We start from the raw sequence: 9,259 nt of genomic DNA, 5'->3' as shown, positions 1-9,259 counted from the left end.
TTCCGCAGGGAGCGTCTTCGCTGAACAAAAAAATCCGACGGTCGCGGGACCGCCGGATTTCGCAGGAATTTCCGTTTCGCAAAGAACGAACGGCAAACGCCCGCCGTTACTTTTTCAGCACCATCAGGCCGTAGGGCATGCGGCGTTCGCGGCCGTCGCTGACGGCGTTGACGACGTGACCGTCCCACCACATTTCCGACGAGCCGCCGCCGTCGAGATTGAGCAGAGCGGTCAGCCCCAGTCGGCGGCCGAGCTGCTCGGCCTCGTTCAGGAACAGGCCGCGGCTGTGCCACGACGAACGGCCGTCCGCCACGATCCAGACCATGCGCTTGCCGTCCCAGCCGAGCAGCGTGCGCGGATGGCGCAGCGTCAGGATGCTCAGGCTCAGCATTTCGTCCCAGAACTGGTGCCCGGGCGCGTACAGCAGCGGCCCCGCCTGCACGGCGCTGGCGACGTCGATGGGCGGAGTCTCGCGCCACTGCGTTTCGAGCGTAACACGGTCGCCTTTCTGCAGCGTAAACTTGGGATCGCGGCTGACGATCAGCCACTCGTCGGGTCTCATGTCGCGGCTGAATTGGAGCGCCGGCACCGCCTCCTGCACCAGTCCGTCGTGCACGCGGGCCACGAAGCCGTTGTTGCCGGCGCGGGCCTCGGACGCGCCCAGCGCGGGCGTGAGGATCGCCGTCGAACCATAATCGACCTTGGAATTGAGCAGCACGGGCACAAACGGACCGCCGTTGACCGACAGGCGCATACGGAATTCGCCGCCGCCGAAGTGCATCTGCCCGCGGCCGTTCCACGCCGCCATGGAACGGTTGTAATAAGGCAGCGTCACCGGCAGCCCGCCGGCGAACAGCGCGCCGATGGGGCCGTTGCCGCCGAAATAGCCGCCGTTCATGGCGACGAGCGCCTTGTGAGCGGCGGCGATCTCCGACAGCTTGGCGAGCGCTTGGGAACTGACGGCGCGGTTCATGCCGATCACGGCGTCGGCCGGATCAGCCGGCGTGAAAGACGTCCAGAACAGGGCGCTGCTGTCGCCGGATTCCGGCAGGATCACGGCGCCGAATCCATTGCCGAGCCGCACCGCCCATTCGTGGGCCTGGCTGCGGTCGGCCACCAGCGGCGTGAAAACGCCGTAACTGAAATCCACTTCCTGCACGCTGAGCGGACACGCTTCGCTCGTCTTCTTGCGCGCGAAAGCGCTGGCCTGCGCCTCCGTGTCGAAAATGCCCAGCTGCACGCGCCAGCCCTGCGGCGGGCGGCCGACGTTTTCGCGGTGGATGCGCAGCGCGCCTTCGGGGCGTCTGATCTCGTGGTCCCAGACCAGACTGGCGCGGCAGCGCCCCGCCCATTCCAGAACTTCGCTCAGCTGCGCCTCGGTGATGCTGTCCCACGGTTTGGAAAACACGCTCCGCGGCGCCGCCGGCTGGACCGACTTGGCCAGAGCCACGTAGCCGGAAATGTAGGCCGGCAGACTTTTGTCCTCCGGCGGCAGCGCCCAGGCCGCCGTTTCCGCCTCGTGGCGGAACCCCATGGCCTGAAACGCGAACATCAGCGCTTCGGCGTTCGTGCAGGCGATCTCCGGCGAAAAATCGTCGGCCGGGTAGAGGATCCCCAGCGAAAGCGCCGACAGCAGCGCCGGCCTGTAAGGCGTCGTCTCGTCCACGTCGCCGAACGTCTTGCCCGTCTTCAGCGGCAGGTCGAGGACCTGCATCAGCTCGCCCAACACCTTCCCGCGCGGCACTTCCGCGCAGGCCGTTCCCGCGGCCGCAACCAGCAAGGGCAGAACCAGAACGGCGATCTTTTTCAACGACATGAATGACATGTTCTCAGTCTCCTTTTTCCAAAACAGATGACGGCTTATTTTAGCATCTTCCGGAAATTCCGTCAGGATTCACGCGTCGACGGCGCGGCGGCGAAATACGGCGTGTTGTATCGACGCAGCATCGCTAGCTTCCAGCGGGGCTGGTCAGACGCCTGCTGCACGGCATGAAAGAGCTCATCGATGTGATTGAGAATTACATCCATTACTAGAACACCAGGCGTGTGCGGCGTAACCTTGGTGTTCTTACGCTGATGGAGAAACATAATCTGTGTTTAGCGGCATAAAAAACGCAGATTCCGGTTGGATGCCTCGGCAGCCAACCGGAATCTGCGATTGCCACAGCGCCGCAGCGCTGGGAAGTCCCTTCTCATTATTTCTCTGTCTACTTGAAGAGGAACAGTTCGGATTTCCATCGGGGGCCGACAGAACCGTTTTCGTCGCCGGACGTTTTGTCTTCGAAATATCATCGCTAATGACGCACAAAAGACCGCGGAATTGGTCAAAAGTCCGCGCAATAACACAATGCAACGGGTCCGACACGATGATATTATCATTATAACGAATAAGAATGAATCCAAAGAATGGCAAACTCAGAGAGGACGCGCCCGCCGTGCAGAATATCGCCGTCAAAGAACTTTCTTTTGCGTATGTGAAGGACAAGCTGATACTGAAAGACATCGACCTTGCCGTGGCGGCGGGGGAGTTCGTCTGCCTGCTGGGACAGTCGGGCTGCGGCAAGAGCACGCTCCTGCGCCTGCTGGCGGGGCTGGAGCGGCCGACGCGGGGACGGATCGCGATCGACGGGCGCCCAATCGGCGGCGCGGGGCTGGACCGCGGCGTGGTCTTTCAGGATTACGGTCTGTTCCCGTGGATGACGGCGGGCGAAAACATCATGCTGGCGCTGAAGCAGCGCTTTCCCGGGCGCGGCGCGGACGAGCTGAAGGCGGTCGCGCTGGAAAAACTGCGCGAGGTCGGCTTCGACGGCGCGGTCTTCCGCAAGCTGCCGCGCGAGTTGTCCGGCGGCATGCAGCAGCGCGTGGCGATCGCGCAGGCGTTCGCCGTCGATCCGCCGATGCTGCTGATGGACGAGCCGTTCGGCGCGCTCGACGCGGTGACGCGCGCCATGCTCCAGGATCTGGTATCGGAGCTGTGGGCGAAGCACGAGCCGAAGAAAACGGTCTTCTTCGTCACGCACGATGTGGACGAGGCGCTGCTGCTGGGCAGCCGTGTCGTCGTGCTCGGCCAGTCGCCCAGCGGCGTGATCTTCGACTGCCGCGTCCCCGCGGTGGAGCGCGCTTCGCGCAGCGCCCGCTTCGAAAACGCGGAGTTCGTCCGCCTGCGCGAAACGCTGATCCGGCACATCAACCGCGACGTGGCCGAGCGCCTGTCGCGCAGCAGCCTGTTTGCGCATGGAAACGGCTCCGTCGATTAAGCTACAAGCACCATATTTATCTCTATAAAGGAGCGTTCTTTTATGTCTGTGAAGAAAAATGCTGTCCGTCTGTTTGCCGTCATGAGCCTGGCGCTGGCCGCCTCGGCCGCTTCCGCCGCCCCCGAGCAGCGCGTCGTGCGCTGGAACTATGGCACGAGCGGCAACGTGCTCGTGACGATCGCCGAGAACAAGGGGTATTTCAAGGACGAGGGGCTGACGATCGAGCCGGTTCTCGCCAACGCCAACGCCGACGCCATGACGCTGCTGGCCACCGGCAAGGTGGACGTGGTTTCTAACTCCGGCACGGCTGCGCCGCTGCAGCAGATCGCCGCCGGCATCGACCTGACCATCTTCGGCGGCCACATGGTGACTGGCTGTATGCCCGTGATCGCCCGTGCCGGCGCGGAATGGAACGGCGTGCAGTCGCTGATCGGCAAGAAGTTCGCCTGCAACCCTTCGTACTTCGCCTTTACCGGCGCGGTCATGGATCTGGGCTACAAGGATCCGCTCAAGGCCGTCAACTGGGTGACCTACTCGGGCTACAACGAAGCGCTGGCCGCCGTCGTGCGCGGTGAGGTTGACTACGCGCTGATGGGCACGGGGCAGAACTTCAACGTCAAGAAGATGAACGACGTCAAAATCGTCACCTATCAGAGCGAAGTGATGCCCAACTACTCCTGCTGCCGCATGGAGGCCCAGACGGAGTACGTCAAAAAGAATCCCGAGACGATCAAAGCCGTCCTGCGCGCGCTGCTGCGGGCGCAGAGCTACTATGAGAGCCACCGCGACGAAGCCGTCGCCATGCTGGCCAAAAAGATTGGCGCTTCCGACGAGTACGTGGCCGCTTACATGCTCGACACCGCTCACTACGTCGTCAACGCCGATCCGCTCAGCAAGTCGGTCGTCCGCGCCTGGGGCATTCTGGACAAAACGGGTTTCCTGAGCGAAAACGCCCGCAACATCAAGATCGAAGACCATATCGACACCGAGCTGTATCGGCAGGCACTTGCGGACGTCAGCGCCGCCCACGGCAGCGAGGATCCCGCTTTCTACGAGCGTCAGCGCGCCTTCTTCGAGGAAAACAACTAAGCGGCTGCGGCGATGGGCAGGCTGAAATACTTTCTCGGCAAGTACTGGCTGACCTTCTGCATCTGCGCCTCGCTCATCTCTCTGTACGTGTTCGCGACCGAGACGGGGCGCGCCAATCCGTACCTGTTCCCGCGCGTCGGAGCGATCCGCAAAGTCTTCGCCGGCGAAGGGCGCACGATGTTCGTGAACCTGCTGGCGTCGATGAAGCTGATGATCCCGTCGATCGCCGTCTCGCTGGGCGTGGCGCTGTTCGTCGGCACGGTCCTGGGTATGAACGAGCGGCTGCGCGACGCGCTGTACCCCGTAATCTACATGTTCAGTGTCGTGCCGTCGATCCTGCTGTCGCCGTTCGCGCTGCTGCTGGCGCCCGATTTCTGGAGCGCCTCGGTGTTCCTGATCGTTTACGGCACGGTCTGGTCGACGCTGTTCGCGGCCATCACGGGCATCATGACCATCGACAAGCGCTATCTCGACAAGGCGGCGACGCTGGAGCTGAAAGGCTTCAAGCGGCTTGTCAAGGTCATCCTGCCGGCGGCCAGCCCGGCGATCCTCGCCGGATTCGTCAACTCGCTGCGCAGCACCTTCGTGATGCTGGTCTACTCGGAGATGTACGGCGCGCAGTACGGCATGGGCTTTTTCGTGAAAAAATACGCCGAGTTCGGGCTGTACGACTACACCTGGGCGGGATTCCTGTTCATGGTGCTGGTGCTGGTCGTGGTGATGCAGTTTTTCGAGCAGATCAAAAAGCGCCTGCTCCGCTGGACGACGAACGCCCGCGCCCAGTGAACGCGTCGGAGAAGCGCCTTGTTTTTTGACAGTCTGCCTGGATTCCGCGGTGTCGAAACAGAAAAGGCATCCGTCCGCGTCGGCATGGACGGCTCGACGTCCGGCTTCACGGTCCTGAACGACAAGGGCGAGCTGGAAGGTTTCGAGGTCGACGTGTGGAACGAGATCGCCAAGAGGAACGGCTGGAAAGTCGCGTTCGAGCAGATGCCCTTTTCGAGTCTCCTGGGAATGATCGGCGACGGCCGCTTGGACACGGTCGCCAACACGCTGGCGCCCACCGAAAAACGCAGAGAGATCTACAACTTCAGCGACCCCTATCTTTACGACGAGCAGAACCTCATGTCGCGTCCCGAGACCGAAGCGAAGACGTTCAAAGATCTCGACGGGTTGACGATCGGCATGGTGCCCGGCTCCGTCGACGAGGAGTTCATCGATCGGATCGAAAAAGAAAACAACGTCAAGATCAAGCGGGTCTACTTCGACGACACGGCCATGCAGGACGTCGTCATGGGGAAAATCGACGCCTGCGTCCAGTCTCAGACGATCGCCATCGAGGCCATCCAGCGCTTTGGCGCAGACAAGATCAAGGTGCTCATCGGCGGCGGGCTTTACTTCGAAAGCGCGTATCCCTTCGCCAAAACTCCGCAGGGCGACGCGCTGCGCGAGGCGACGAATAAGACGCTCAAGGCGATGAGAGAAGACGGTACGCTGCGACGCATTTCCGAAAAGTGGTTTGACTTCGACTTTACCGTAACGCATTAAGCGGAGGCGTTCATGGATCTGGAATTCGTCGGGCGGGTCTTTGTGAAGATGCTGCCGGCCTTGCCGAGGACGCTTTTGATAACCGTTCTGCCGTTTGCGGCGGCGCTTTTTCTGGGGCTGACGGCGACGCTCCCGATCGTCTATGACGTCCCGATCTTGAAGCCCCTCTGCAAGCTTTACGTCTCTTTTTTCCGCGGCACGCCCTTTATCGGGTAGCTTTTCATGATTTATTTCGGTTTGCCCCGACTGGTTGCCGGTCTGGCCTCCATGGGAAAGATCGAGGGTTTCATGCTGACGCTGGCGCTGAACAGCGGCGCGTACATGAGCGAGATCATCCGCGGCGCCTTCCTGGCGGTGGACCGCGGGCAGATCGAAGCGGCGAAGTCGATCAACCTGACGCGGATGCAGACGCTGCGGCTGATCGTGATTCCCCAGGCGGTACCGGTCGCCGTTCCCGGCATCGTCAACAACCTGATCGACGCCATCAAAGGCTCCTCGCTCGCCTTCACCATAGGTATTCTCGATATCACGGCGGTCGCGAAGATACAGGCCGGAATCACCTTTCGGTATTTCGAGGCCTACATGTCCATGGTCATTATGTACTGGTTGATCGTTCTGGCGCTGGAGCAGCTGCAAAAGCGCTGCGAAGACAAACTGAAATCGGCTTCCGCCTAAATTCCATGAACCTTTTGTCACTATTAAGCAGTGGTTTTACGGCGGGAGCGCTGCCGAACGGACGGAGGAAACTGCCCGTCAGTTTTTAATACTCTTTCTTGATCAAAAAGCCGAACACGAGGGCGCCCCGACAGCGGCGCGGTCTGTGCGACTCGCTTTGTGGATCTCCATCGGAGCGCCGCACGATTCAAATTTTTAATGAAGAAGCAGCGTCAACGCTCTTTTCAATTTGCCGATATTTTCACGGGGGGAATAAACGCATGCTGGAATTGCCAAAAAATTTCGAGAGCTACGATGAAAAACGAAGAAACGCTTTCCTGGCGCTCTACGAGGAGAAAAAGAAAGGGAAAAAGGTCGTCGGAACGTTCTGTTCCTACACACCCACCGAGCTGATCCACGCGGCCGGAGCCATTCCGGTGGGGCTTTGCGGCAACAGCGAGCAGGGCATTCTGGAGGCTGAGACGCGGCTGCCCAAGACTCTGTGTCCCCTGATCAAATCCAGCTATGGATTGGCCATGACTGATCAATGCCCGTTCTTTTACTTCTCCGACGGAGTGCTCGCAGAGACGACCTGCGACGGTAAGAAGAAGATGTACGAGCTCTTGGGCGAACTCAAGCCGGTACACGTCATGAAGCTTCCGCAGGGCAAGGACCATGCCTTGGCCTTGGAGTCCTGGGCCGAGGAGATTCGCCTGGGCGCCAAGTTCCTGGAAGAGCTCTTCGACGTCAAGATCACGGAAGAAAAGCTTCACGACGCCATCGTCTACCGAAATCGCGTGAGGAAGGCGCTCATAGAGCTCTACGAAGTAGCCAAGGCCAAACCGACCCCTGTGTCAGGGTACGAGCTCACCACGATCTCGGAGTCCGCCGACTTCCATTTTACGGACGACAGCCTTATCGAGAAACTGGAGGAGAAGACGCGGGAGTTCAAAAGTCGCGTGCGCGCAGGGGCTGAAAACCGCCCGCGCGTCCTGCTGACGGGCTGTCCCAACACGGGTCTGCGCGAGAAGCTGGTCCGCCGGGTGGAAGAGATGGGAGCCGATTACGTCTGTTCAGATCATTGCGCCGGGCCGCGCACGCTCCGCTTTATGGTCGACGAGGAAAAAGATCCTTACGAAGCCCTGGCTGAGCGTTACCTCAAGATCAACTGCTCCGTGATGACGCCCAACAAAGGCCGATTCGACGATCTCAAGCACCTGGTCTCGGAGTACCAAGTGGACGGGGTCATTGAAGTGGTCTTGCATGGTTGCCACACATTTGCCGTAGAGGCCTGGCACACGAAAAACACGATTTACGAGGAGCTCGGGCTTCCCTATCTTCGCATCGACACCGATTTCTCTCCGTCAGACCGGGGGCAGATCGAGACCCGGCTGGGGGCTTTCATCGAGATGATGGCGTAACCGCCCCGCCCGGAGAGCATGGAGTCGGAGTGGGTGTTTCTGCGAAGAGAGAGGAGGTAGCGCAATGTACTATGTGGGCATCGACATCGGCTCCACGGCAAGCAAAACGGTGGTCATGGATGCCGCAAAAAACGAGATCCTGGCCCGGAAGCTCATGCCCAGTGGCTGGAACAGCAGGGAGACAGCCGCTGAAATCCTGGCCTGGCTGCTCTCTCTGGGGTATACGCGGGAAGAACTCCGCGTCACGGCGACGGGGTACGGACGGGTCTCCGTCCCCTACGCTGACGATATCCTGACGGAGATCACCTGCCATGGCAAAGGAGCCTGCTTCCTTGGGGGCGAGAACCACCTCACTGTCGTCGACATTGGCGGCCAAGATACCAAGGTGATCCTCGTCCGGAACGGCCGTGTCGTGGACTTCGTCATGAACGACAAATGTTCCGCCGGGACAGGCAAGTTTCTGGAGATCATGGCCAACCGCATGGGAGTCACCCTGCCCGAGTTGTTCGCGCTGGCGGAACGCGGACGGGAAATCACGATCTCCTCGATGTGTACGGTCTTCGCCGAGTCGGAGATCGTCAGCCTGATGGGATTGGGTACGCCGAGGGAAGACATTGCCTGCGGAGCTGTCAAATCCGTCGTTGCCAAGGTCGCGGTGCAGGCGGCACGGAAGGGTGCAGCGGGCGCTTACTTTCTGACCGGAGGTTTCTGCGACAGCGCCATGATACTGCGCAAGCTGTCCGAGGCCCTGCATGCGCCGGTGCGCACGACCCCGGACGCCCGTTTTGCCGGCGCTGTCGGCGCCGCCCTGTTGGGCAAATGAACTCCTTCGAAATTGGAGTGCCGGAGAGCTGTCCCCGAGGCATTCAGCGCTCCCCCGGGACGAACGACATCGCGGGCTGTAGCGAGGGTCGTGCGGCCGGCGCAGTTCCTGTAGCGATTTTTACAACAGTCGGTATTGTTGAGGTGAACCATGTCCATCAATGAGTCGGACTCCACAAAAGCAGTTCAAAGTTCGTGCATTTTCCCGAAACGTCGGTTGGGAGATGTCACCGTGCGGCTCGACTGCGGCGCCGTTCTTGCTTTTCTACCGGCGATGTCCGCGCTGGCGGCGCTGGCGCTGCATCTGGCTCTTCCCATGAACGCCCAATTCATGGAGAGGCCTTTGCCTTACTACAAGAAATAGTATAAAAGAGCCTTTCTTTGTTCTCTGTAATGAAAAAGGCGCGGAAAGAAATCCGCAAAAAAAATTGAACGAGAGGCAGACAGCATCGTTTGCCTCTCGTTCAA

General features: G+C 60.5%; 10 protein-coding genes. 9 read left to right on the top strand and 1 reads right to left on the bottom strand.

The genetic code is table 11. From position 1 onward, the window contains the following. Positions 1 to 106 precede the first annotated feature (106 nt). Positions 107 to 1,825, bottom strand: a complete 1,719-nt coding sequence (locus HMPREF7215_RS09085) for a phosphodiester glycosidase family protein (protein ID WP_009165534.1) — start codon at positions 1,823 to 1,825, stop codon at positions 107 to 109. A 568-nt stretch (positions 1,826 to 2,393) separates the two neighbouring features. Between HMPREF7215_RS09085 and HMPREF7215_RS09080 the strand changes: the two genes are divergently transcribed. The 9 genes from HMPREF7215_RS09080 to HMPREF7215_RS13940 all read left to right on the top strand — a co-directional run bounded on the left by HMPREF7215_RS09080 (position 2,394) and on the right by HMPREF7215_RS13940 (position 9,155). Further along, positions 2,394 to 3,257, top strand: coding sequence for an ABC transporter ATP-binding protein (locus tag HMPREF7215_RS09080; protein WP_009165532.1), 864 nt, complete (start codon positions 2,394 to 2,396; stop codon positions 3,255 to 3,257). Between the two features lie 42 nt (positions 3,258 to 3,299). Continuing rightward, complete coding sequence (locus tag HMPREF7215_RS09075) at positions 3,300 to 4,346, top strand: ABC transporter substrate-binding protein (protein WP_009165531.1); 1,047 nt, start codon at positions 3,300 to 3,302, stop codon at positions 4,344 to 4,346. A gap of 12 nt (positions 4,347 to 4,358) precedes the next feature. After that, positions 4,359 to 5,132 (top strand): ABC transporter permease, encoded by a 774-nt coding sequence (locus HMPREF7215_RS09070; protein ID WP_009165530.1) that lies wholly within the window; start codon positions 4,359 to 4,361, stop codon positions 5,130 to 5,132. Positions 5,133 to 5,150: 18 nt separating this feature from the next. Beyond that, the gene (locus HMPREF7215_RS09065) at positions 5,151 to 5,894 is read left to right on the top strand and encodes a transporter substrate-binding domain-containing protein (RefSeq protein ID WP_009165529.1); all 744 of its coding nucleotides are present in this window, start codon (positions 5,151 to 5,153) and stop codon (positions 5,892 to 5,894) included. A gap of 12 nt (positions 5,895 to 5,906) precedes the next feature. Then, positions 5,907 to 6,110, top strand: a complete 204-nt coding sequence (locus HMPREF7215_RS12895; protein ID WP_009165528.1) for an L-cystine transport system permease protein TcyL — start codon at positions 5,907 to 5,909, stop codon at positions 6,108 to 6,110. Between the two features lie 6 nt (positions 6,111 to 6,116). Then, the gene (locus tag HMPREF7215_RS09060; RefSeq protein WP_009165527.1) at positions 6,117 to 6,569 is read left to right on the top strand and encodes an amino acid ABC transporter permease; all 453 of its coding nucleotides are present in this window, start codon (positions 6,117 to 6,119) and stop codon (positions 6,567 to 6,569) included. A gap of 260 nt (positions 6,570 to 6,829) precedes the next feature. After that, complete coding sequence (locus HMPREF7215_RS09055) at positions 6,830 to 7,969, top strand: double-cubane-cluster-containing anaerobic reductase (RefSeq protein ID WP_009165526.1); 1,140 nt, start codon at positions 6,830 to 6,832, stop codon at positions 7,967 to 7,969. 64 nt (positions 7,970 to 8,033) lie between these two features. Beyond that, positions 8,034 to 8,792 (top strand): acyl-CoA dehydratase activase, encoded by a 759-nt coding sequence (locus HMPREF7215_RS09050; RefSeq protein ID WP_009165525.1) that lies wholly within the window; start codon positions 8,034 to 8,036, stop codon positions 8,790 to 8,792. A gap of 231 nt (positions 8,793 to 9,023) precedes the next feature. Then, positions 9,024 to 9,155, top strand: coding sequence for a hypothetical protein (locus tag HMPREF7215_RS13940; protein ID WP_009165524.1), 132 nt, complete (start codon positions 9,024 to 9,026; stop codon positions 9,153 to 9,155). Positions 9,156 to 9,259: the final 104 nt, after the last annotated feature.

Origin of the sequence: Pyramidobacter piscolens W5455, assembly GCF_000177335.1 — a bacterium.
Classification (GTDB): domain Bacteria; phylum Synergistota; class Synergistia; order Synergistales; family Dethiosulfovibrionaceae; genus Pyramidobacter; species Pyramidobacter piscolens.
Note: the sequence above shows the minus strand (reverse complement) of the source record. Positions and strands in the feature narration are given on the sequence as shown.